This window comes from Nonomuraea angiospora, assembly GCF_014873145.1.
Lineage (GTDB): Bacteria > Actinomycetota > Actinomycetes > Streptosporangiales > Streptosporangiaceae > Nonomuraea > Nonomuraea angiospora.
Genome location: NZ_JADBEK010000001.1, coordinates 11,484,907 through 11,508,442, shown reverse-complemented (window position 1 = coordinate 11,508,442; position 23,536 = coordinate 11,484,907). Strand labels below are relative to the sequence as shown.

Sequence of the window (23,536 nt, the reverse complement as noted above, 5' to 3'; positions counted from 1 at the left end):
GCTCGCTAGGATCGGGGCAACACGAGCCTTGGCCGGGTGGGGATGGTGACGGAGCAGACGCACAGGGCCGGCCGCCTGCGCCGGTCGTTCGCGGCCCTGTCACGCCTGCCCCGGTTCGGCGACGTCCCCGTCGTGATCATGCTGGCGTGGGCGGGCTGGCTGGCCGTCCCGTGGTCGTTCAGCGGCCTCGCCCAGGCCCGCGCCGCGGCCGCTGCCGCCGCCGCGGACGCCGAGTCACCGCCGTTCTCCGCCGAGTCCGTGCTCTCCGAACCGCTTTTCGCCGAACCACTTCTCGCCGAACCACTTCTCACCGAGCCGCTTCTCGCCGAGCCATTTCTTGCCGAGCCGCTTTTCGCCCAGCCCGTACGCGCTGAGTCCCCGGCGCTTGTCGCCGAGACCGGCGCCGCCGAGCCGGTGGCGTGGGGCATCCCCGCCGCACAGCCCCACCGGCTCACGACGGTGCGTTCCGGCGACGGCGCCGGGCCCGACCTGCCGGCGGCGGAGCGTTCTGCCGACGGCGCCGGGCCCGACCTGCTGGCGGCGGAGCGGGCCAGGATCGCCGGCGAGGTGCACGACGCGGCCGGGCACGGCCTGGCCGCCATCGCCATGCAGGCCGGGATCGCCCTCGTCACCCTCGACGACGACCCCGAGCAGGCGCGCGCCTCGCTGCGGGCGATCAGGGAGACCAGCACGACGGCGCTCGCCCAGCTGCGGGCGGCGCTCGACGGCATCGACCCGCCGGGGGCCGACCTCGCCGGGCTGATCGACGGCGTGCGGGCGGCGGGCCTGCCGGTGGACGTCGAGCCCGCGAATCTCACCGTGCCCGCCCATCTCCGGACCGCCGTCTACGGGGTGGTGCGCGAGTCGCTGACCAACGTGCTGCGGCACGCGGGGCCCACCAGGGCGCTCGTGCGAGTGGGCGGCGCTCCGGGCGAGTTCGTGGTGGAGGTGGCCGATCGGGGCGCGGGCCGTACGAGCTCGGGTTCGGGTTCGGGCTCGGGCGAGGGGCGCGGGCTGGCCGGGATGCGCGCCAGGGTCACCGAAGCGGGCGGCCACCTCGCCGCCGGGCCGCGCGAGGGCGGCGGTTTCCAGGTGACCGCCCGGTTCCCCCGGACCTCCGCGTGACCACCCCGGACCGCGCCCCCACCCCGGACCGCGTGCCCTCCCCGGACGGCGCCTCGGCCCAGAACCGGGTGCCCTCCCCGGGCGGCGTGACCCCCTTGAACGGCGCAGCCACCCCGGGCGGCACAACCGTCCCGGACGGCGTGACTGCCCCGTACGGCCCGACTCCCCTGGACGGCGCGGCCACCTCGGACGGCGCTACCTCCCTCGGCGGCGCAACCGTCCCGGATGGCACCACGTCCCTCGGCGGCGCGACCGTCCCGGACGGCGTGGTCAGGGTGGCAGTCGCCGACGATCAGGCGGTCGTGCGGATGGGGCTGCGGGCCCTGCTGGAGCGCGCGCCCGGGATGGAGTACGTGGGCGAGGCCGCCGACGGCGCCGCCGCGCTCGCGCTGATCCGCCGCACCCGCCCCGACGTCCTGCTGCTCGACATCCGCATGCCCGGCATGGACGGCCTGGCCGTGCTGCGGGCCATCGCCGACGACCCCGGGCTGCGCGCCACCCGGATCGTCGTGGTGACGACCTTCGCCGTCGACGAGTACGTCTTCGCCGCCCTCCAGGCCGGCGCCAGCGGCTTCCTGCTCAAGGACAGCGCCCCTGAGGAGCTGGTCAACGCCGTACGCGTGGTGGCGGCCGGCGAGGCGCTGCTGTCACCGGCGATCACCAAGAAGGTCATCGGGATGTTCGGGCGGCACGGCACCGAGCCGGTCGAAGGGCTGGAGACGCTCACACCCCGCGAACGGGAGCTGGTGGCGTGGGTGGCCACGGGCCGGTCGAACGAGGAGATCGCCAGGGAGCTGGTGATCAGCCCCGACACCGTACGCACCCACGTCAGCCGCGCCATGCTCAAGCTGCGCGCCCGGGACCGGGCCCAGCTCGTGGTCTTCGCCATCCGAGCCGGGCTCAGCGTGTGACTCAGCGCAGGAACCCTTCGTAGTTGCGCTGCTGGAGCTGGGACTCGATCTGCTTGACGGTGTCCAGCCCGACCCCCACCATGATCAGCACGCTCGTCCCGCCGAACGGGAAGTTCTGCTGCGTACCCGGATCCCGGAGGATCGCGAACGCCACCAGCGGCAGCAGCGCCAGCACCCCCAGGTAGAGCGCCCCGGGCGCGGTCAGCCGGGACAGCACGTACGCCAGGTAGCGCGCCGTGGGCCCGCCCGGCCGGATCCCGGGAACGAATCCCCCGTAGCGCCGCATGTTGTCCGCCACCTCCACGGGGTTGAAGGTGATCGACACGTAGAAGTAGGCGAAGGCGACGATGAGCAGCACGTACACGCTCATGTAGAGAGGATGCGTCCCCGAGGTCAGGTTGAGCTCCACCCACGTCCGGGCCGAGTCCCCCAGCATCGGCGCCGCCAGCGTCGGCAGGTACAGCAGCGAGGAGGTGAAGATCACCGGCACGATCCCCGCCTGGTTCACCTTCAGCGGGATGTAGGTGTTGCCGCCCCCGTACATCCGCCGACCCACCATCCGCTTCGCGTACTGCACGGGGATCCGCCGCTGCGCCTGCTCCACGAACACCACGGCCGCCACCAGGCACAGCCCGGCCGCCGTCATCACCACGAAGCTCACCGGGCTCATCACGAAGATCTTCGCCATGTATCCCGGGAAGACGGCCACGACCTGCGTGAACATCAGGATGGACATGCCGTTCCCGATGCCCCGGTCCGTGACCAGCTCGCCGAGCCACATCACCACGCAGGCCCCGGCCACCATGGTCAGCACGATCACGGCCACGGGCAGCAGCCCTTCGTCACGCAGCAGCGGCTTCGAGCACCCGGGCAGCAGCTGCCCGGAGCGGGCGAGCGCGACGATCGTCCCGGCGTTCAGCACGGCGAGCCCGACGGTCAGGTACCGCGTGTACTGGGTGATCTTCGCCTGGCCCCGCTGCCCTTCCTTCCTGAGGGCCTCCAGCCGGGGCACCAGCACGGCGAAGAGCTGCATGATGATGCTGGCCGTGATGTACGGCATGACGCCCAGCGCGAACACCGACAGCTGCAGCATCGCGCCCCCGCTGAGCATCTGCACCATGTCGAACAGGCCGCCCCTGGCCGACCCCACGCACTCCCGCACGGCCACCACGTCCACCCCCGGGGAGGGCATGAGCTGCCCGAGGCGGAACAACGCGATGAGTCCCAGCGTGAACAGCAGCTTCTTACGCAGCTCCGGCACCCGGAACGCCCTGGTAAAGACGGTCAGCATGGTCAAGGAGTCTGACCTGGGCGGCGCCCGGCGTCGTCCGCCGAGACGAGGCACCCGCGTACGCAAATCCGCGTACACGAGCATCAGTCCAGCACGCCATCAGGACAGCACGCCGCCCCGACAGCGACGCCGCCCGGCCGCACACCGTCACAACGGCACGCGGTCAGGACGGCACGCGGTCACGACGCCACGCGGTCAGGACGGCACGCGGTAGTCGTCGTCGCGGGCGTCCAGGATCGCCATGTGCCCCGGCAGGTGGCCGATCGCGTACTCGACGCCGCTGGCCATGACCGCCGCCTGCGGCGTCACCCCGCACGCCCAGAACAGCGGCACCTCCCCCTCCCGCACCTCGACCGGATCGCCGAAGTCCGGCCGCCCCAGGTCGCGGATCCCGATCCCCGCCGGGTCGCCGACGTGCACCGGCGCCCCGTGCACCAGCGGATACCGGCCGCTCACCTCGATCGCCGTCTTCACCAGCTCGTCCGGCACCGGCCGCATCGACACGACCAGCGGCCCCGACAGGCTCCCGGCGGTCTCGCAGGCCACGTCCGTGACGTACATCGGCACGTTCGTCCCCAGCTCCAGGTGCCGCACCGGCACCCCGGCCGCGAGCAGCGCCCGCTCGAAGGTGAAGCTGCACCCGATGAGGAACGGCACCAGGTCGTCCCGCCACTGCTCGACCACGTCGCCGAGGTCCGCGACCGGCTCGCCGTCGCGGTAGAGCCGGTATCCGGGCAGGTCGGTACGGAGGTCGCCGGGGAACAGCGGCGTGGACCAGGCGCCCGGCTCCCCCACGTCCAGCACGGGGCACGCCCGCGGGTTGAGGTGGGCGAACAGCAGCAGCTCGTAGCGCAGCCGCCGCGGCACCGCGATCAGGTTGGCCTGCGTCCACCCCCGGCACCACCCCGCCGTGGGCACGCGCTCGCCGGCGCGGAAGCGCTCCCGCGCCTGTGCCGGGCTGAGATCGGCGACGTTCACTCCCTGACAGTATCCGCGTTCAGCGCCGCGCCCCAGGCGGCGCGGCCCGCGTGATATCGCGGGTTTCCGGGGTAGCGGGCTCGCCGTGCGTCTCGACGTGAACCTCCTCGACTACGTTCTCATCGCGATCTACTTCGCCACCGTGTTGGCCATCGGGTTAGCCGCCCGCAAGCGGATCAGCTCCAGCCTCGACTTCTTCCTGGCCGGCCGCGGCCTGCCCGCGTGGATCACCGGGCTCGCGTTCGTCTCGGCCAACCTGGGCGCGATCGAGATCCTCGGCATGGCGGCCAACGGCGTGCAGTACGGCGCCATGACCGTGCACTATTACTGGATCGGCGCCGTGCCCGCCATGGTGTTCCTGGGCATCGTGATGATGCCCTTCTATTACCGCTCCAAGGTCCGCAGCGTCCCCGAGTTCCTGCGCAGGCGCTTCAACGGCGCCACGCAGCTGCTGAACGCGATCACGTTCGCGGTCGCGCAGATCCTCATCGCGGGCGTGAACCTCTACGCCCTCGCCCTGGTCATGGAGGCCCTGCTGGGCTGGCCGCTGCCGGTCTCGGTGGTGGTCTCCGCGTTGATCGTGCTGGCGTACATCACGCTCGGCGGGCTCTCCTCGGCGATCTACAACGAGGTGCTGCAGTTCTTCGTGATCCTCGCCGGGCTGATCCCGCTGACCGTGCTCGGGCTGATCAAGGTGGGCGGCTTCTCGGGGCTGGCGGACAAGGTACGGCAGAGCACTCTCGGCGAGGGCGGCCTGCACACGTGGGCGGGCACGGCGGGTGACAACCCGATGCACGCGCACTGGATCGGGATCGTGTTCGGCCTCGGGTTCGTGCTGTCCTTCGGCTACTGGACCACGAACTTCGCCGAGGTGCAGCGGGCGCTGTCGGCCAGGAACACGAACGCGGCCCGGCTCACGCCGATCATCGCCGCGTTCCCGAAGCTGTTCATCCCGCTGGTGACGGTGCTGCCGGGGATGATCGCGCTGGTGCTGTTCAGCGGCTGGGGGCAGGAGCAGGAGTACAACAACGCGATCCCGCTGCTCATGCGGGACCTGCTGCCGAACGGCGTGCTCGGGGTCGCGGTGACCGGGCTGCTGGCCTCGTTCATGGCGGGGATGGCGGCCAACATCAGCGGGTTCAACACGGTGTTCACCAACGACATCTGGCAGTCGCACCTGCGGCCGGACCGCGACGACGGCTACTACCTGCGGGTGGGCCGGATCGCGACCGTGGCGGGCGTGGCGCTGGGCGTCGGGACGGCGTTCATCGCGGCCGGCTACTCCAACATCATGAACTACCTGCAGGCCCTCTTCTCGTTCTTCAACGCGCCGCTCTTCGCGACGTTCATCGTCGGGCTCTTCTGGCGGCGGATGACGCCGTGGGCCGGCTTCTGGGGGCTGCTCGCCGGCACGCTGGCGGCCTTCGCGTCGTACATCGCGTTCAAGGCCGGGATCGTGGACTTCGGCACCGAATTGAACGCCAGCTTCTGGGGCGCGGGCGTGGCGTTCGTCGTGGACGTGATCGTGTCCGTGGCGGTCACGCTGGTCACCACGCCCAAGCCCGCCGAGGAGCTGCGCGGGCTCGTGTACGGGCTCAACGCCACCGACCTGGAGGACGACGCGCTGGCGGGCGACGCGCGCTGGTACCGCTCGCCGGTGCTGCTCGGCACGGGCGCCCTCGTCCTGGCCGCTGTGATGTACGGGGTGATCCTGTGAGCGACATTCGGATGGTGATCGGCGGGTTGTTCCTGGTGTACGGCGTGATCCTCGTCGTCGCCGGGGCGCTCGGAAGCGCGATCAACCTGTGGACCGGCCTCGCCATGGCCGTCTTCGGCGGCGCCTTCGTGGCCTGGGCCCGAGCCAAACGCCTCTGACCGCCCCCTCCCTGGCCCGGCAACCGGCCCTGACCGCCCCCTCGCGGCCCGGGCCGGCCGGGCCCTGACCACCACCTTGCGCGGCCCTGGCCCGGCCCATCTTGACCGGTCCTTCGCGGGACGGCTCGGTCCTTCGCGGGACCGGCTCGGTCCTTCGCGGGACCGGCCCGAGGCCAGAGCATCCACCCGCCCTGACCGGCTCCTTCGCCCGTTCGTCCTCGTCGTCGGCCCGGCCCTGCGAGCAGCGCGCACACCGCCGAGACCTCATCCGGGCAGCGGGTACTCAACCACGCGGCCCCAGTCCACCACCGGCGCGTGCCATCTGGCCCTGAACCCTGCAGTTCACAAGCCGCAGATCATGCCCGCGATGGCCACAGGACAAGGGCGGGACTCAGCACCACCCTCAGTACTCGACCTCGAACGTGTGGGCCCCGAGGGCGTAGCCGTCCTGCTTGGGCACCACGTACCCATGCTCGATCAGGTGCTTGAGGCTCTCGCGCACCTGCTCCTCGCTCAGCCCGGACGCCCGCACCAACGCGGCCGGTACCGCCACACCGTGCTCCACCGCCAGGGACGCCACCGCCTCGTAGACGTAGACGTCGATGTCCGACAGAGCCTGTACATCGTGGCCGTCGGTCATGATCGCTGTCTCGCCCCCTCCCTCAGCCGGTTCGGGTCGACCTCGCGGTCCGGGTTGCGGCGAAGGTACTCGGACTCCAGTTCGTTCATGCGGGACGTGTGCACCGCCAGAGCGTCGTCGGACCCGTGGAAGAAGGTGTCGCTCCGGGTGGTGTGCAATTGCCGCAGCTCGCGGACCAGATCCTCGTCGCTGAGCTGCGCCGGATCTATTCCCATCGTCGTCATGGGCTCCCCCTACCCCAGAGACCCCCGACAATATCTGTCACATTTCCTGACATATGGGCATTGTTTGTAAGAGATCGCCGCCTTACCGTCCCCTTATGGACCTCGAGCTCAGGCACCTCAGGATCGTCCGTGCGGTCGCGGACGCGGGAAGTGTGAGCAAGGCCGCATCCCAGCTCGGGCTGGCCCAGCCGGCCCTGACCGCCCAGCTCAAGCGCATCGAGCGGGTGCTCGGCGGCACGCTGTTCGAGCGCGACAGGCATGGCGCGCGACCCACCAGGCTGGGCGAGCTGGTGCTCTCCAGGGCACGAGTACTGCTTCCCGCGGCGCAGGAGCTGCAGGAAGAGGCCGTACGTTTCGCCGCCGCCCCCTCCCCCGGATTCCGCATCGGCGCCACCAACGGCCCCATACTGGGCGGCCTGGTCGACCGGCTCGCCGCGGAAGGGGCCGTCAGCACGTACACCTCCTGGTCGGCCCACGAGCTGACCAGCATGGTCGAGCTCGGCCGCCTCGACTACGTGCTGACCGGCGCCTGCGGCGACTCCGGCACCCTCACCGGCGCGCTCGTATGGGAGACGATCAGCCTCGACCCCGTGTTCTGCCTGGTCGGCGAGGACCATCCGGCCGCCAAGGAGAAGGAGGTGGAGCTCGCCGACCTCGCCGGCGAACAGTGGGCGGTGACGCCCGGCGACGGCTGCTTCGCCGACTGCTTCGCCACGGCGTGCGCGCGGGCGGGCTTCACCCCAGGCACGATCTACGAGACCGACGTGTCCACCTGCACCCACCTCGCCCAGGTCGGCCGCGCGGTCGTGCTCTGCCAGGCCACCCACCAGGCCGCCCAGGGCCTGACCATGGTGCCGTTCGCCGGCGCGCCACTGCGCTGGCGCCAACTCCTCGGCCACCACCCCACCGCCCGCGAGGCCGACTGGGTGGTGGCACAGGCCAAGCAGGCCCACCTGGACGCCGTACGCCGCAGCCCGGTCTACCACGACTGGCTGGTACGCAACCCCGGCTACGGCACCGCCCCGTAAGCCCCTCCCCCGCCATAGTGCCCGCCCCGAAGACCACTACCTGGGCTTGGGACCCAAAACACCACACCGGGGCCCACACCATCCCGGGGGCACCCCCACCACCCGGGAGGACCCACACCACCCCGGGGGGCCCACATCACCCAGGGATCCACATCACCCGGGGACCCACAGCATCCGGAGGCACCCACACCACCCCTTGGCCATCCGGCACCACCCCGAGGGGCAGCCCACACCCCGGGGAGGGCACCCCACCCTCCCCGCCTCAGGCGATGCCGTACTCCCACCCCGGCCGCCACTCGAACGGCGCGTCAACCAACTCCTCCAACGGAGCCCCGTCCAGCAGATTCTGCAACGCCCACCGATTGGCGGAATGCGACACCACGAGCACCAGACCCCCCTGCCACTCCTCCATCACCTCCCGCAGAAACCCCGCCACCTCCGCCACGACCTGCCGATAACTCTGCCCACCCGGCCACGGCGTATCGATGTGCCTGCTCCGCAACGCCGCCACCTCACTCACCGGCCGTCCGTTGTAGATGCCGTAGTCGCACTCCCTGAGCCGCCGACCGAGCCTGATCTCCTTGCCGCTGCCCGCAAAAGAGATCTCCGCCGTCTGCACGACCCGCCGCAGGCCGGAGGCGTAAACAACGTCCACCGCCTTCCGCCGCTCCCCCAGCTCCACAGCCAGGTCCCGCCCCCGCGCGGACAGCTCCCCAGGTAACCACCCGGTGGCGATGCCCGTCTCGTTGTCCACGGTGACGGAGTGCGTCTCGTAAACCAGCGTCACGGCCACGCGCTACCGCCCCATCAATCCCTTACGACTCCGCTTGAAGCGAAGCCCTCGAATATGATCGACCGAGGCTCCAACAACACTGCCGGGCATGGAATGATATCCGCGGAGACCCGTCTCCCGTTCGGCCGGACGCCACAACCGCATCCGATGCTCTAGCCTTAGCATGCGCAGGGGCTCGGCACGGTCTTCCGACGTCCCACCGCACGCCACACAACTTAATCCAGGGGCGGTAGCTCAGCCGGTCAGAGCATCGGACTCATAATCCGTGGGTCGTGGGTTCAAGTCCCACCCGCCCTACTCTTCAATACCGCGTTCGACCTGGGGTTTCTCGGTTCTCGCCAGCCTCGGACTTCGTTGTTGATCATGGTTGGTTGCTCGCTGGTTGCTCTTGTGTACGGACCGTGTATCGCGGTAGATCATTTAGGGCGTCACCGTCAACTCAGACCCCAGAGATGACCATCAGAAGATCAAGCCAGAAGGTCTGCGCAGCGTCGCCGGTCAGCGGTCGCCTTACGGATGGTCAAGAGTTGTCCAAGCCGGCTCGTCCTGCCCTGTCCGGTGCCAAAACTCGCTCGTAGCGCTGGCCTGCGGTTTCGTGCGTCGTCAAGCGACTCTGCGATACTCGTGGATCAGGCCGCAGACGGCGCCTCGTCGCTCTATTCGAGCCGTGAGCTCGACTACCCCGGCTGGATCGTGAAGGGGTTGGCGTAGTGACAGTGCCTGATGCGGACGGTGCTCGTTGTAGTGGCGCTCGTATTCGGCCAGGACCTGCCGAAGGTGGCGCTCACCAAGGACCAGAAGGTGATCGAGGCATTCGCGCCGGAGCGTGCCGACGAACCGCTCGGCGAACGCGTTCGCCCGCGGCGAGCGCGGCGGAATCTTGAGGGCGTGCACGTCCGCGCCGGTGAGCACCTCGTCGAATTCTCCGCCGAACTTGCCATCCCTGTCCCGGATCAGGAACCGGAACCCGTCGGCTCGCTCGCCCAGTTCCATCAGCAGATTGCGCGCCTGCTGCGCCGTCCAAGCACCCGTCGGATGAGCTGTGACACCGAGGATATGCACGCGCCGTGTTTCGATCTCCATGACGAACAATACGTACAGGCGTTTGAGGAACACCGTGTCGACGTGGAGAAAGTCGCATGCCAGGATGCCGGAGGCTTGAGAGCTGAGGAACTGGCGCCAGGTCGGTGAAGCCCGGCGCGGCGCTGGCCCAAACCCCGCCGCCGCCAGGACCCGGCGGATGGTCCCCTCCCCCAACCTGTATCCAAGACCGAGGAGTTCGCCCTGGATGCGTCGATGCCCCCATCGGGGATTCTCCCGCGCCAACCGGACGATCAGATCGCGGGTCTCTTCGGAGAGTGGGGGTCGGCCCTGCTTGGCGGGGTAGGTCCACTTCTTCTTGGCCAGCCTGCGGTGCCAGGCGAGCAGCGTGCCGGGCGTCACGATGCGATGCAGTCGAAGGCGAGCGGGTAACAGCCTCGCCAGTGCAGCCAGCAGCGCCCGATCGGCCCAGCCCGGCCTGGACCGGGCGACCTGGCGACGCAGCACAGCGACCTCATGCCGCAATATCAAGATCTCCACCTCTTTGGCAGCGCTGCCCCGAGTGAGCAGCACGAGCCAGCCGAACACCCTGACCACCAGCAGATACAGAAGTCGAAACAGCACGAGAACTAAGCCTAGAAGACCAGGTCAGGCCCCTGCATCAGTTCTGGCACCGGACAGGACTTCACACGCCCGCCCAATTGGAGATTGATAATCATTTCGGCTGCCCGTTTGTTACCTCTGTCTATTTTGACAGGGAGGGAGAGGCAGCGAGCCTGACGGGTTCACCGTCCGAGATCAATTACCGGGTCAACATTCAGAGACGAGCCGCTAGCGTTCTGCTCGATGTCCGAGCTCACCGGGAACTGGCACGTAGCCACCTTCAGGACAGTCATCACCTGATTCTCCCAGCAGCGGAACGAACTCGCCGAGGCCCAGGCACTCCAGGCATCCTGGGCACAGACAGCGAGGCAGCGCTCCAGGCTGGTGAACCCGCTGGCGGGCCCAGGATCGAATTCCCACTGTCCCGTCCCAGCTGAGCTCGCACAGATCGCGAACCCATGACCTCGGTGACCTGCGGTGCGACAGATCGGCTGAGACCTCCTGATCCGCGGCCGTGCCAGTGAACTTCGCGCAACTCGCCAGAACGCTCGTCGCGTTGGTCCAGGTCATAGCGTCTTCGTCTCGCCGAAGATGGCACAAATGAGCGGATGCGCCAAGTCTACTGAGACTGGGTCCGGCCAACTGGGACGAGACAAGCGCGGCTGCCGACCTCTCACCACATGACACCTGGCTGTCATGCCGGTCTGCCCCGCGCCTCAGAAAGTCATGCCCTTAGCCCTTGAGATAGTCAATGTCCATGACTACAGTTCTGGCCATGGATCATGCCTTGCTGTGCGAGCGCCTCTCCGCCCTGGTGGCCGTTGAGTCGCCATCCGGTCACACCGAGGGGCTGGAGCGGTGTTATGCCCTGATGCGATCTTGGGGGGAGCCGCTGCTCGGCAGGCCGGCGGAGATCGTCGCGGTAGGCGGGACTCCGCACATGCTGTGGCGTGCGCCCGCAGAGGGCGGGGTGCTGCTGCTCGGTCATGCCGATACGGTGTGGCCGCTCGGCACGATCATCCGCCGTCCGTTCCGCGCCGAAGGCGGTCGCGCGTATGGTCCGGGTGTTTTCGACATGAAGGCAGGGCTGGTCACGGCGTTCGCCGCGCTAGCCGAGTGCCGCGACCCCGCCATAGTGAGCATCCTGATCACCGGCGACGAGGAGATCGGCTCCGCGACCTCGCGGGCGCTGGTCGAAGACATGGCCGGTGCCTGCGGCGCCGTACTCGTACTGGAGCCCAGCCAGGCAGGAGCGCTCAAGACGGCCCGCAAGGGCGGGTCGTTCTACAGTGTAGACATCACCGGCAAGGCGGCCCACGCGGGACTGGAGCCGGAGCGCGGGGTCAACGCGCTGCTCGAACTCGCCGCGCAGGTAGTGGCCGTGTCGGAGCTGGCTGACCCCGAGCGTGGTACGACGGTCACCCCGACGGTCGCGCGCGCGGGCACTGCCACGAACACCGTGCCCGCGCACGCGCACCTGCGCGTGGACGTCCGCGCTTGGGAGCTGGCGGAGTTGGCGCGCGTTGACGAGCACATGCATGCGCTCGCCCCGACCGTCCCGGGAGCGGTGGTCCGGGTCGACGGCGAGGTCAACCGTCCGCCGCTGGAGCCCGCGAGCTCCCGGGAACTGTACGCGGCGGCCCGCAAGGCCGCGGCGCGCCTCGGACTGCCAGATCCCGAAGAGGTCGCGGTGGGGGGAGCATCCGACGCCAACTTCACCGGCGCGCTGGGAATCCCCACGCTCGACGGCCTCGGCCCGCTGGGGGACGGCGCCCACGCGGAGCACGAGTGGGTCGACCTGGCCTCACTCGCCGACCGGGCGCGACTCGTCGCCGCTCTGATCGACACGCTGACGCGCTCGTGACCGTTCGGCGCGCACCTCGATCGCGTCGAGCATCATCTCCAGGCCGACGTCGAAGGCGGACGGGCCGCCGAGGCTAGGGAGCCGGTCAGCATAGTGGGCGATAGCGGGGTACGTGTCGGCGTCGAGCTGCCGGTACTCCACCTGCCAGGCGAGTTCGTCCCTGCGCCACACCTCTGGGTCGAGCGCATGGACGGCCGCCTCCAGGCTCGCCACGGAACGCACGAAACTGCCGAACGCGCGCTGCACGAGCGCCACCTCCTCGTCATCGACTCCGGCCCGCCGTACAGCGTCCAGGGTGAAGTCGACGCTGGAGAATTCCGTGGGCCGTCGCGTGGTGCGCATGACCATCTGCTGGGCGAACGGCGCATAGCGGAGGTAGTGCTCGCGTACCCGCTGGGCGATGTTGCGCAGGTCGGCGCGCCAGTCGTCGGTGGGCGTGACGGTGCCGCCGTAGGAACGGCCTCTCAGGCTGTCGACCAGTTCGAGAAGCAGCTCATCCTTGTCCTTGAAATGGCGGTACAGCGAGGTCGGGTGGGCCTCGAGCTCGCTTCCGAGCTCCTGGAAGGTCAGCGCGTCCAGGCCGTCGCGCAAAGCGATCTTCTCGGCTGCCGCGAGGATCACCTCCCGGTTGAGGCTGTCACGCGCGCGCCGTGGCCGCGCCTCCGCCTTGGAACGCTTCTCCTTCGACTGGCGTGCTGATGCCACCAAAGCCTCCCTCGTCGACCGATGAGCCACCGCCGGTTCACGCATTTTCGCACCACCTGATCGGAGCACCGGACTAGAGCATAGTCAACGTGACTGACTAGAAACATGCCTACTACCCTTGCCTGGCTTCTGACTTGCCAATACTCTCCCTCTCATCACCCCCAGAAAGGTCAGAGCATGAGCACCAGGTTCAGACTCGGAGCAATTGGGCTCGCCGCCCTCGCCCTCCTCGCGGCCTCGTGCACGAGCGGAGGCACCGGCACGGCCCTGAAGTCCGATGCCCGCCCTGCGGCGGCCGCGCCGGTGCGTCAGGGGGGAAGCATCGTCATCGGCGCCGAGCAGGAACCGGACTGCACCGACTGGATCGCGAGCTGTGCCACCTCGATCTGGGGCACCTGGATCATGGACATCCCGACGATTCCACGGGTGTTCGAACCCAGGAAGGTCGACGGCACGTGGGGGCTGGCGGCCACGAACGTCATGGCGTCAGAACCCGAGGTCGCCGCAGGACCCCCGCAGAAGGTCACCTACCGGATCAACCCGGCGGCCGTATGGTCGGACGGCGAGCCGATCACGTCGGAGGACTTCGCCTATACGGCACTGGCGATCCGGGACGGCAAGGACGTCCTGAACCGGACCGGGTACAGCCACGTCACCAAGATCGACACGCCTGATCCCAAGACGGCGGTCTTCACGTTCGACGCTTCGTACGCGAACTGGAAGGGCCTGTTCAGCGACAGCAGTGGCCTGCTCCCCAGCCACCTGCTCAAGGGCAAGGACCGCAGTGCCCTGATGAAGGACGGCTACACCTGGAGCGGAGGCCCGTGGAAGATCGAGTCCTGGACGAAGGGCGTCTCGGTCGTCCTCGTGCCCAACGCGAACTACTGGGGCGACAAGCCCAAGCTCGACAAGGTCACCTTCCAGTTCACGGCGGACACCGCCGCGGCGTTCCAGGCGTTCAAGACCGGCCAGCTCGACGCGCTCTACCCCACACCGCAGCTCGATTCGATCGACCAGATCAAGAGCGGGCTGCCCAACGCGAGCTCGATCATCGATCCCGAGTCGGGCAACCTTGAAGCGATCTGGTTCAACAACGCCAAAGCGCCCTTCGACTCCGTGACGTTCCGCCAGGCCGTCTCGCACGCGATCGACCGCAAAGCGGTCGTCACTCGCCTGTACGGCGCGCTCGGCGTCAACGAGCCCGCCCAGAGTGCGCACACCCCGCTCGTCGGCCGCTACGGGGGCACCGACTTCGCCCAGTACATCCCCGACCTCGCCAAGGTCGACTCCCTGATGCGGGGCGACGGATGGGCCAAGGGATCCGACGGCATCTGGGCCAAGGCGGGAAACCGGGCGACGTTCTCCGTCAGCACGATGACCGGCAACAAGCGCCGCGAGCTGACCGAGCAGATCCTGCAGGAGCAAATGCGCGCCGCCGGCTTCGAGGTGAAGATCGACAACACTTCGGCCACGGACCTGTTCGCGAGCAAGCTCCCCAAGGGCGACTTCCAGATGGGCCTGTGGACCCTCGTCGACACCTTCCCCCAGCCCTCGCTCGAAGCGTCCTTCTCATCGAGCGCGGTTCCCACCGAAGACAACGGCTACTCCGGGCTCAACATGTCACGTATCGACCTGCCCGGCCTCGACAAGGTGCTGGACACGGCCGCGTCGTCACTCGACGAGGCCAGGCGCGTCGACGTCTCCCGCCAGGCGGACAAGCTTCTCGCCGACTCCGCCGCCCTCCTGCCGCTCGACGTGATCCCCAACATCCTGCTGTGGAACAACAAGATCGGTGGTCCGCTGGCCATCGACCCCGCGCGCGGTCCGTTCTGGAACCTCGCCCAGTGGGGCCTGGCGAGCTGAGAAGCCGATGTTCGCCTACCTCGCACGGCGGCTGCTCTACTCCGTCCCCGTCGTACTCATCGCCTCCTTCCTGCTCTTCTGGGCGGTCAGGATCGCTTTCGACCCGCTGGCCAAACTGCGCGGCGGGCGCGACCCCGGCGCGCTCGCCCGCGCGGCGGAGCGCCTCGGCCTCGACCAGTCGATCCCCGTGCAGTACTGGCACTGGCTCACGCGGTTCGTCACCGGCGACTGGGGAGTCAGCTCGCGTACGGCGGGCCCGGTTCACGGCCTGATCCTGCCCGCGCTCGGCACCACCCTGCAGCTGATCGTCTGGGGTGTGCTCGTCGCCGCGGTGATCGCGCTGGCCGTCGGCGTCTACTCGGCGGTGCGGCAGTACTCCGCAGGCGACCTGGCCTTCACCGGGCTGTCCTACCTCGGCGTCGCGATGCCGCCGTTCTGGCTCGGGCTGATCCTCATCCAGATCCTCGCGGCCTGGCCGCAGGAACTGCTCGGCCTGACCGATCCCCCGCTCTACTTCGTGGGCCTGCACTCCCCGGACGGCGGCGGCCCGCTCGACTACGCGCGCCATCTCGTGCTGCCCGTGCTGACGCTGACCGTGGGCCTGGTGGCGAGCTGGAGCAGGTTCACTCGGGCGACGATGCTCGACGCCCTCACCAGCGAGTACGTGCGGACCGCGCGGGCCAAGGGAGTGCCGAAGCGCCGGATCGTCACGCGGCACGCCCTGCGCACCGCGCTCGGCCCCTTCGTCAGCGTCACCGCCGTGGACGCCGGCCTGCTGTTCGGCGGGCTCGTCGTCACCGAGCAGATCTTCGCCATCCAGGGCATGGGCCGGTTGTTCCTCGACTCCCTGCTCGCGGGCGACGTGTTCGTCCTCGTGCCGTGGACGCTGGTGATCGCGGTGGTCGTGATCGTGTTCAACCTGCTCGCCGACCTCGCCTACGCCGTACTCGATCCGAGAGTGAGACTCCGATGACCGCGGCGTCTTCGTCAGAACGCACCCCGTGGCAGCTGGCCCGCCGGCGGTTCCTGCGCCACCGTCTGGCCGTGGCCGGGCTCACGGTCCTCGTGCTCCTGCTGCTCGGCTGCTTCGGGGCGGACCTGATCGCCCCCTACGAGCGCGGCGCCCAGAACCTGGCGCTCGGGCCCATGCCACCGTCGGCGGCGCACTGGTTCGGCACCGACGAACTGGGCCGCGACTACCTCACCGAGCTCCTCTACGCCGGGCGGATCTCGCTGGCGATCGGCCTGTCCGTCGCCGTGCTCGCGACCATTGTGGGCACCGCGCTGGGCGCTGCGGCGGGCTTCTTCGGCGGCTGGGCAGACGAGATCATCATGCGGATCACGGACCTGTTCATCGTCCTGCCCGCGATCGTGGTCCTGGCGGTCGTGCTCCAGAGCGCCGGCCGTTCCCCGGTCGTGATCGTCCCGGTGCTGGCGGCCATCGGCTGGACCACGGTGGCCAGGATCGTGCGCGGCCAGGTGTTGTCGCTGCGGGAGAAGGAGTACATCGCCGCGGCGACCGTGCTCGGCGTGACCCGGCCGCGCATCATCGTGCGACACATCCTGCCCAATCTCACCGGCGTCATCGCCGTGAGCACCTCGCTCGGCGCGGCGAGCGCGGTGATCGTCGAATCGACGCTCTCCTTCCTGGGGTACGGTGTGCAGCCTCCGGAGTCCAGTTGGGGCAACCTGCTGAGCCAGGCATCCGGGCTGATCGGCACCGGCAAGGTCTACCTGCTGTACTTCCCCGGCCTGTTCATCCTCCTGACGGCGCTGGCCATCAACTTCCTCGGCGACGGCCTCAGGGACGCCTTCGACCCGAAGGGAGCACGCCCGTGAATGCCCTGCTGGAGGTCGACGACCTCACCGTTCAGCTCCCCACGGACAGCGGCACCGTCGCGGCCGTCACCAGGCTCTCGTTCTCCGTCGCGCCCGGCGAGACGCTCGGAATCGTCGGCGAGTCGGGCTCAGGCAAGAGCGTCACGTCCATGGCGGTGCTCGGAATCCTCCCCGGCCGCGCCCGGGTCACGGGGTCGATCCGGTTCCGCGGCGAGGAGCTCTTGGGCCGCTCCGAGTCCGAACTTCGCACACTGCGGGGCCGCCGCATCGCGATGATCTTCCAGGACGCGCTGACCGCGCTCACGCCGGTGCACACCGTCGGCGCGCAGATCGCCGAGGCCATCAGCGTGCACGACCCCTCGGTCACCCGCTCCGCGCTGCGTGAGCGGGTCGTCGAGCTCCTCGACCTGGTCGGCATCCCCTCGCCCGCCAAGCGCGCGAACCAGTACCCGCACGAGCTGTCCGGCGGCATGCGGCAGCGCATCATGATCGCGATGAGCATCGCCAACGAACCGGATCTGCTCATCGCCGACGAACCGACGACCGCCCTCGACGTGACCGTGCAGGCGCAGATCCTTGACGTGATCAGACGGATCCAGCAGCGTACGGCGACCGCGCTCATGCTGATCACCCACGACCTGGGCGTGGTGGCCGGCGTCGCCGACCGGGTGCTGGTGATGTACGCGGGCACGAAGGCCGAGGAGGCAGCCGTCGAACCGATCTTCTACGCGCCCGCCCACCCCTACACCAGGGGTTTGCTGGCCTCGCTCCCCCGGCTCGACGCCCGCCACGGCGAACGGCTCTACCAGATCCCGGGCCAGCCCTCGCGGGCGCCGGGCTGCCCGTTCCATCCGCGCTGCGAGCACGCCCGCGCCGGTCTGTGCGACACGACGGTCCCGGCGCCGGTCCGGATCGGCGATGGACACACGGCGTCCTGCCTGCGTACGGCTGAGCTGGAGGAGGTGCGGCCGCGATGACGGCGCTGCAGGTCACGGACCTCGTCAAGACCTATCCGGTACGCAATGGCATGTTCCGCCGCCGGTCCGGCACCGTGCAGGCCGTCTCCGGGGTGTCGCTGCGGATCGAGCGGGGCAAGACGCTCGGGCTCGTCGGGGAGAGCGGCTGCGGGAAGTCCACGCTTGCCGCGTGCCTGGTACGGCTCGTCGAACCGACCTCGGGCCAAGTGCTTCTCGACGGCACCGACTTCACGGCGCTGCCGCCCGCCCGGTTGCGTCAGTCACGGCGGCGCATCCAGATGGTCTTCCAGGATCCGTACGCCTCGCTCAACCCCCGCATGACCGTCCGGGCGATCCTCACCGAGGCGCTTGAGACCCACGGCCTCGACACCGGGCGCGTCCCCGAACTGCTGGACCTCGTGGGACTCGACCCCCGGTACGCCGGACGGTTCCCGCACGAGTTCTCCGGAGGGCAGCGCCAGCGCGTCGGCATCGCCCGCGCGCTCGCCATCGAGCCCGACGTGATCGTGCTGGACGAGCCGGTCAGCGCGCTGGACGTCAGTATCCAGGCCGGCGTCATCAACCTCCTGGAGGACCTCCAGGACCAGCTCGGGCTGACCTACCTCCTGATCGCGCACGACCTGTCGGTGGTACGGCATGCCAGCGACGAGGTAGCCGTCATGTATCTCGGCCGGATCGTCGAGCAGGGACCGCCGGACGAGCTCTACCAGCGTCCCCGCCACCCCTACACTCAGGCACTGCTGTCGGCGGTGCCGATCCCCGACCCGCGGGCCGAGCGCGCCCGCCGCCGGATCATCCTGACCGGCGACGTCCCGAGCCCGACCGACCCCCCTTCGGGCTGCCGCTTCCGGACCCTCTGCCCGAAGGCAAGCTCGATCTGCGCCGCCGAGGTCCCCCCGCTCGTCACCGACGCGCGGGGCCACGGCGTCGCCTGTCACAAACCGGAGTTGATCAATGTCCTCTGACGCTTGGCGCGACCGCTTCAACACTCCGATCATCCAGGACATCCGTCCTTGTCCCGGCGACATCAACCTTGAAATGATCTACGCGGCGGGCCTCAGCGACGCCGAGGTGTCCATCTGGAATCCGGCCACCGGCGAGACTCTGCAGGTGCCGGACCTGCCGCCGCACGTCGCGAACCCGCTGCCCGCCGCGGACGGACGGTCCGTACTGGTGCTGCACGACGAGGACGGCGGCGAGGTCGGCCATCTGTGGTCCTACCCGGTCGACGGCGAACCCGTCGACCTCACACCCGAGCTGCCCCCTTACACGCTTCGCGGCATCGACGTCGCACGCGACGGCTCGGCGGTCGTCATCGCGACGGTCACCGACGAGGGATTCACGCTCTACCACCTGACCGGCGCAGCCGCCCACCGGCTGTACCGCAGCAGGAACGAGGCATGGAACAGCCTGGTCTCCGCTGACGGAGCGCTGGCGAGCATCGACACCACGGACCACAACCCCGGCATCCGCCGCTTCGCCGTCACGGTGCTCGACACCTCCGACGGCGCGGTGCTGGCGTCGGTCTCGGACGGGCCGCTCGCGCCCCTGCGCGGGGTCCGGTTCTCACCGGTCGCGGGAGACCCCCGGCTGCTGCTGAGCACGGAACGGACCGGGTTCGCGCGGCCCGCGGTGTGGAACCCCCTCACCGGTGCGCGGACCGACGTCGAGGCGCCCGAGCTGACGGGTGAACTCGTCCCGCTCGACTGGTCCGACGACGGCGCCCGGCTGCTGCTCGTCCACGTCGACGGCGGCATCCACCGCGTGTACGAATACGACCTTCAGGCCGGTCGGCTGCTGCGCGTGTCCCATCCTGACGGCGCCTACTTCTTCCCTGAGGTGGCGTGCGCGGTGACCAACCAGTGGGGCTCACATTACGGGCCCGGTGGTCAGATCCGGCTGCTGCGCCAGCGCGCCGACCTGCCCTTCGAGATGCTCGCCCTGGACCGTGGCGAGGGCGAGCCGCGCAGCGTCCTCGCCCCGCAGAACGTCGTGCCAGGGATCCCGCTGCGTTCGGTCACCGTCACCTCCAAGGACGGGACGGCGCTGCAGTTGTGGGTCGCGGCGCCGGAGGGCGCGAGCGGGCCGGTGCCGCTGATCCTGCGGGTGCACGGCGGCCCGAACCTCGCCGACGTGGGCGGGTACCATCCCGCCGCGCAGGCGTGGCTGGCCGAGGGCTTCGCCTATGCGTCGCTGAACTACCGGGGTTCCGTCACCTTCGGCAGGACGTTCCGCGAAGGGTTCTGGGGAGCCGTCGGTGACCGCGAGCTGGAGGACGTCGAGGCGGCCTGGCGGTGGCTGGTCGACGAGGGCATCGCCGACCCTTCGGCCGTGTTCATGACCGGTTCCTCCTACGGCGGCTTCCTGACGCTGCTCTCGCTCGGCCGGCTCCCGGACCTGTTCGCAGGCGGGTTCGCCTTCGTCGCGCTCGCCGACTGGAAGCTCGCCTACGAGGACATGCACCCCGCCCTGCAGGCGGCCTGGCGCGGGTTCTTGGGCGGCCGGCCTGAGCTCGCCGAAGAGCGGTTCCGGCTGAGCTCCCCCATGACCTACGTCGAGGCCGTGCGGGCGCCCGTGCTGATCAATCAGGGGCGTCACGACACCCGCACACCGGCCCGGCAGGCCGAGGAGTACGCGCGGCGGCTGCGTGCCGCCGGCGGTGACGTGCTGCTGCGCTTCTTCGAGGGCGGGCACGAACCCGTCGGCAACGACGGGGTGGCGGGCAAGATCGAGCTGGAGCTTGAGCTGGCCCGCAAGGCGCTGCGCGGGGAACGCTGGTCCTGAAGGCCCCCTGGCCAGGGCCCCGGTCTCAGGTCCTGGCCAGGAAAGCCTCCAGCTCTGCGGTGACGAGAGCCGGGACTTCCTCCGGCAGGTAGTGGTCGCTCGGCAGCGCCGTACCGCTGACGTGCTCGGCGTATTCGTGCCAGACCTTCAGGACATCGTAGTGTCGGCCGACGAAGCTGTGCTCGCCCCACAGCGCCAGCACCGGGCAGCGCAGGCGCCGGCCCGCCGCCGCGTCGGCGTCGTCGTGCTCCAGATCGACGCCGGCCGCCGCCCGGTAGTCGGCGCACGACGCGGCGATCGCGGCGGGGTCGGAGAAGCAGCGGACATACTCCCGGACCGCGGCCTCGTCGTAGGCAGTGCCGCCGGAGTGCCGTGCCGTCATCCGGCTGCGGATCCAGAACTCGGGATCGTTGCCGATCAGCCGCTCGGGGATGCCGTTGCCGGCGGCGAGGAAGAACCAGTGGTAGTAGCCGAGGCCGAACGCGGCGTCGGCGTGCGCGAACGTGTGCCGGGTCGGCACGACGTCCAGGACGGCCAACGCCCGGACGGCGCCGGGGTGGTCGAGGGCCATCCGGTGGCCCACCCTCGCTCCTCGGTCATGGCCGACCACGGCGAAGCGGTCGAATCCCAGCTCCCGCATCACGCCGACCTGGTCGCGGGCCATCACTCGCTTGGAGTAGACGTCGTCGGTGACCGGCTTTGGCTTGCCGCTGTCGCCGTATCCGCGCAGATCGGTCAGCACGACCGTGTGCCGGGAAGCCAGCGCCGGGGCGACGTGGTGCCAAATGAGGTGCGTCTGCGGGTAGCCGTGCAGGAGCAGCACGGGCGGCCCGTCGCCTCCGACGAGCGTGTGAATGGCGAGGCCGTCCACGTCGACGGCGCGTGACTGGAACGTGCTGGGCAGCGGGGCACTCATGCTTTCCTTCAAAGGGCTTCGATGATCGCGCGGGTCATGTCCTCGGTGCCGGCCTTGCCGCCGAGGTCGGGGGTGCGCACGTCGGTCGTGGTGAACACGCTCTCGATGGCCGCCATGAGATTCGCCGACGCCTCGGGGTGCCCCAGATGGTCGAGCATCATCGTGGCCGTCCAGATCGCGCCGACCGGGTTGGCGATCCCCCGGCCCGCGATGTCCGGCGCCGACCCGTGGACCGGCTCGAACATCGACGGGTAGGCATGCGTCGGGTCGATGTTCGCGGCGGGCGCGAGGCCGATGCTCCCCGCGACGGCGGCGGCGAGGTCGGACAGGATGTCGCCGAACAGGTTGGACGCGACAATCACGTCGAACTGAGCCGGATCGAGCACCAGTTTGGCGCACAGCGCGTCGATGTGCTCCGAGCGCAGCGTCACTGCGGGGCGCTCGGCGACCCGTTCGGCGACGATCTCATCCCAGAACGGCATCGTGTGGATGATCCCGTTCGACTTCGTCGCGGACGTCAGCCGCCCGCCGCGCCGCTCGGCCAGGTCCAGGGCGTAGTCAACAATGCGGGTCACCCCCGGCCTGGTGAACACCGACTCCTGCACCGCCATCTCGGCCGGAGTCCCCTGATACAGGCGCCCGCCGATCTCGCTGTACTCGCCCTCGACGTTCTCTCGTACCACCACCAGATCGATGGCCTGCCGCCCGTCGAGCCCCCGGATCGGCCGCAGGTTCACGAACTGCTGGAACCCCCGACGGATCGGGATCAGCAACCCCCACAGCGACACATGATCGGGCACACCGGGCCCGCCCACCGCGCCCAGGAAGATCGCGTCATGGTGACGTATGAGATCGAGCCCGTTGGCGGGCATCATCGCGCCCTCGGCCAAATATCGCGCGCAGGACCAGTCGAACTCGTCGTAGGTGAGGGCGATGGCGTGCCTGCGGCCGACGGCGTCGAGGACGGCACGGGTCGCGCCGCACACCTCGACACCGATTCCATCCCCGGGGATCACAGCGATGCGGTGAGAGTGCATGGCACCGATTCGAGCAGCCCCGCCAGGTCGCGTCCAATATCTGCTACCTATCTGACCGATCGTCACTGCCTTTCGGTGGCCATATCCAGGAACGCGCGCGATGCGGGGCCGAGCCCGCCCTCGTGGCTGACGTAGGCGACTTCAAGGTAGAAAGCAGGATCGAGGTCTGCGACGACGGCGCCCGCCCGCTCGGCGATCTCCCGCCACGACTCGGCCAGAACGGCGATGCCGCTGCCTGCGAGCACCAACGGCAGGATCGCCTCACGGTGTTCAGTCTCCACCGCGATCGTCAGCTCGACGCCGGATTCGATCAGCGCGTCGACGACCGCGCGCATCCCCGTACCGGTCTGCCCGGCGATCACGCGCAGGCCGGACAGGTCGCTCGTCGCCACCCGCGCACCCGTCTGGAACGGCTCGGCGGCCGGCGTCACGACAACGAAGCGCTGCCGAGCGACCGGATGCAGCCCTACCCCGGGCCGCTCCGGGAGTTCTACACCGGCCAGCAGGCCCAGCTCCGTCCGGCCGGTACGCACGGCCTCCACCACCTCATCCACGGTGGCACCAGCGCGGACCACCACCCGAACGCCCGGGTACTGCGCGGTGAAGCGGGTGATCACCTCGGCGAGCGGAGCAATGGCCTGTGACGGCATCGCCGTAATCTGCAGCCGGCCGGTCCGCAGCCCGCGCACCGCCTCGACAGACTCGACGGCCAGACCCAGCGCGTGGACGGCCATCCGCGCGGGCCCGACCAGTTCCCGGCCCGCCTCGGTCAGCACCACCCCGCGGCCGACCCGGTGGAACAGAGCGTCGCCCAGCTCGCGCTCCAGCTGCTTGATTGACTGCGACAACGAGGGTTGCGCGACATAGAGCACCTCCGCCGCGCGGTGGAATCCACCGTGGTCCACGACTGCGAGAAAGCGCTCGAGCTGCCGGAAGTCCATCACAGGATCATCCCGTTTGCGGCGACGCGGGTCCAGGAACGCGCCACCGTCTGACCGGCAGCCAGACGGGCGCGTCGCGAGCAGACGCTGGGCGCGGCCCC

General features: G+C 69.6%; 22 protein-coding genes and 1 tRNA gene. 13 read left to right on the top strand and 10 right to left on the bottom strand.

Translation table 11 applies throughout. From position 1 onward, the window contains the following. The first annotated feature begins 42 nt into the window (after positions 1-42). Together H4W80_RS52735 and H4W80_RS52730 are read left to right on the top strand one after the other, a co-directional pair. A complete protein-coding gene (locus tag H4W80_RS52735; RefSeq protein ID WP_225966223.1) occupies positions 43-1,125 on the top strand; it encodes a sensor histidine kinase in 1,083 nt (360 codons plus the stop codon). Between the two features lie 266 nt (positions 1,126-1,391). Then, positions 1,392-2,036: a response regulator gene (locus tag H4W80_RS52730; protein ID WP_192794275.1), complete on the top strand. Its 645-nt coding sequence runs from the start codon at positions 1,392-1,394 to the stop codon at positions 2,034-2,036. A gap of 1 nt (position 2,037) precedes the next feature. On the opposite strand, the gene secY is transcribed toward H4W80_RS52730, so the two are convergent. Continuing rightward, positions 2,038-3,327: a preprotein translocase subunit SecY gene (gene secY, locus H4W80_RS52725; protein ID WP_192791951.1), complete on the bottom strand. Its 1,290-nt coding sequence runs from the start codon at positions 3,325-3,327 to the stop codon at positions 2,038-2,040. Positions 3,328-3,522: 195 nt separating this feature from the next. Continuing rightward, positions 3,523-4,305: a putative hydro-lyase gene (locus H4W80_RS52720; protein WP_192791950.1), complete on the bottom strand. Its 783-nt coding sequence runs from the start codon at positions 4,303-4,305 to the stop codon at positions 3,523-3,525. A gap of 85 nt (positions 4,306-4,390) precedes the next feature. Between H4W80_RS52720 and H4W80_RS52715 the strand changes: the two genes are divergently transcribed. Both H4W80_RS52715 and H4W80_RS52710 read left to right on the top strand, forming a co-directional pair. Next, positions 4,391-6,022: a sodium:solute symporter family protein gene (locus H4W80_RS52715; RefSeq protein WP_318787485.1), complete on the top strand. Its 1,632-nt coding sequence runs from the start codon at positions 4,391-4,393 to the stop codon at positions 6,020-6,022. Further along, positions 6,019-6,180, top strand: coding sequence for a hypothetical protein (locus H4W80_RS52710; protein ID WP_192791949.1), 162 nt, complete (start codon positions 6,019-6,021; stop codon positions 6,178-6,180). Before H4W80_RS52715 ends, H4W80_RS52710 begins: the two co-directional genes overlap by 4 nt. 403 nt (positions 6,181-6,583) lie before the next feature. On the opposite strand, the gene H4W80_RS52705 is transcribed toward H4W80_RS52710, so the two are convergent. Further along, positions 6,584-6,820, bottom strand: coding sequence for a helix-turn-helix domain-containing protein (locus tag H4W80_RS52705; RefSeq protein WP_192791948.1), 237 nt, complete (start codon positions 6,818-6,820; stop codon positions 6,584-6,586). After that, positions 6,817-7,044 (bottom strand): DUF6158 family protein, encoded by a 228-nt coding sequence (locus H4W80_RS52700; RefSeq protein WP_192791947.1) that lies wholly within the window; start codon positions 7,042-7,044, stop codon positions 6,817-6,819. Before H4W80_RS52700 ends, H4W80_RS52705 begins: the two co-directional genes overlap by 4 nt. Before the next feature lie 95 nt (positions 7,045-7,139). On the opposite strand from H4W80_RS52700, the gene H4W80_RS52695 reads away from it, so the two are divergent. Next, entirely contained in the window at positions 7,140-8,072 is a 933-nt protein-coding gene (locus tag H4W80_RS52695; RefSeq protein ID WP_192791946.1) for a LysR family transcriptional regulator, read from the top strand. A gap of 262 nt (positions 8,073-8,334) precedes the next feature. Here the strand turns inward: H4W80_RS52695 and H4W80_RS52690 are convergent, their stop codons facing one another. Further along, on the bottom strand, positions 8,335-8,859 hold the full coding sequence (locus H4W80_RS52690; protein WP_318787484.1) for a histidine phosphatase family protein: 525 nt from the start codon (positions 8,857-8,859) through the stop codon (positions 8,335-8,337). A gap of 229 nt (positions 8,860-9,088) precedes the next feature. Between H4W80_RS52690 and H4W80_RS52685 the strand changes: the two genes are divergently transcribed. Further along, positions 9,089-9,162: transfer RNA gene (locus H4W80_RS52685), tRNA-Ile, on the top strand. 306 nt (positions 9,163-9,468) lie between these two features. On the opposite strand, the gene H4W80_RS52680 is transcribed toward H4W80_RS52685, so the two are convergent. Further along, positions 9,469-10,530 carry an integrase core domain-containing protein gene (locus H4W80_RS52680; RefSeq protein ID WP_192791944.1) on the bottom strand — a complete coding sequence of 354 codons (1,062 nt, stop codon included), beginning with the start codon at positions 10,528-10,530 and terminating at the stop codon, positions 9,469-9,471. 754 nt (positions 10,531-11,284) lie between these two features. Here H4W80_RS52680 and H4W80_RS52675 point away from each other — a divergent pair. Beyond that, positions 11,285-12,373: a M20 family metallopeptidase gene (locus tag H4W80_RS52675; RefSeq protein WP_192791943.1), complete on the top strand. Its 1,089-nt coding sequence runs from the start codon at positions 11,285-11,287 to the stop codon at positions 12,371-12,373. Here H4W80_RS52675 and H4W80_RS52670 read toward each other — a convergent pair. Then, entirely contained in the window at positions 12,314-13,123 is an 810-nt protein-coding gene (locus tag H4W80_RS52670) for a TetR/AcrR family transcriptional regulator (RefSeq protein WP_192791942.1), read from the bottom strand. The genes H4W80_RS52675 and H4W80_RS52670 overlap by 60 nt on opposite strands. A 132-nt stretch (positions 13,124-13,255) precedes the next feature. Here H4W80_RS52670 and H4W80_RS52665 point away from each other — a divergent pair, with 132 nt between their 5' ends. Genes H4W80_RS52665 through H4W80_RS52640 form a run of 6 tightly spaced genes read left to right on the top strand, consistent with a single transcriptional unit; the run spans position 13,256 to position 20,541 of the window. Continuing rightward, positions 13,256-14,941 carry a peptide ABC transporter substrate-binding protein gene (locus tag H4W80_RS52665; protein WP_192791941.1) on the top strand — a complete coding sequence of 562 codons (1,686 nt, stop codon included), beginning with the start codon at positions 13,256-13,258 and terminating at the stop codon, positions 14,939-14,941. Between the two features lie 7 nt (positions 14,942-14,948). After that, positions 14,949-15,914, top strand: a complete 966-nt coding sequence (locus H4W80_RS52660) for an ABC transporter permease (RefSeq protein WP_192791940.1) — start codon at positions 14,949-14,951, stop codon at positions 15,912-15,914. Then, positions 15,911-16,780 (top strand): ABC transporter permease, encoded by an 870-nt coding sequence (locus H4W80_RS52655; RefSeq protein WP_192791939.1) that lies wholly within the window; start codon positions 15,911-15,913, stop codon positions 16,778-16,780. Before H4W80_RS52660 ends, H4W80_RS52655 begins: the two co-directional genes overlap by 4 nt. Continuing rightward, a complete protein-coding gene (locus H4W80_RS52650) occupies positions 16,777-17,757 on the top strand; it encodes an ABC transporter ATP-binding protein (protein WP_192791938.1) in 981 nt (326 codons plus the stop codon). Before H4W80_RS52655 ends, H4W80_RS52650 begins: the two co-directional genes overlap by 4 nt. Next, positions 17,754-18,722 (top strand): ABC transporter ATP-binding protein, encoded by a 969-nt coding sequence (locus tag H4W80_RS52645; protein WP_192791937.1) that lies wholly within the window; start codon positions 17,754-17,756, stop codon positions 18,720-18,722. Before H4W80_RS52650 ends, H4W80_RS52645 begins: the two co-directional genes overlap by 4 nt. After that, on the top strand, positions 18,712-20,541 hold the full coding sequence (locus tag H4W80_RS52640) for a S9 family peptidase (protein WP_192791936.1): 1,830 nt from the start codon (positions 18,712-18,714) through the stop codon (positions 20,539-20,541). Before H4W80_RS52645 ends, H4W80_RS52640 begins: the two co-directional genes overlap by 11 nt. Before the next feature lie 25 nt (positions 20,542-20,566). Here the strand turns inward: H4W80_RS52640 and H4W80_RS52635 are convergent, their stop codons facing one another. The 3 genes from H4W80_RS52635 to H4W80_RS52625 all read right to left on the bottom strand — a co-directional run bounded on the left by H4W80_RS52635 (position 20,567) and on the right by H4W80_RS52625 (position 23,435). Continuing rightward, on the bottom strand, positions 20,567-21,457 hold the full coding sequence (locus H4W80_RS52635; protein ID WP_192791935.1) for an alpha/beta fold hydrolase: 891 nt from the start codon (positions 21,455-21,457) through the stop codon (positions 20,567-20,569). 8 nt (positions 21,458-21,465) lie between these two features. Beyond that, entirely contained in the window at positions 21,466-22,494 is a 1,029-nt protein-coding gene (locus H4W80_RS52630) for a tartrate dehydrogenase (RefSeq protein ID WP_192791934.1), read from the bottom strand. Positions 22,495-22,556: 62 nt separating this feature from the next. After that, complete coding sequence (locus H4W80_RS52625) at positions 22,557-23,435, bottom strand: LysR family transcriptional regulator (RefSeq protein ID WP_192791933.1); 879 nt, start codon at positions 23,433-23,435, stop codon at positions 22,557-22,559. Positions 23,436-23,536: the final 101 nt, after the last annotated feature.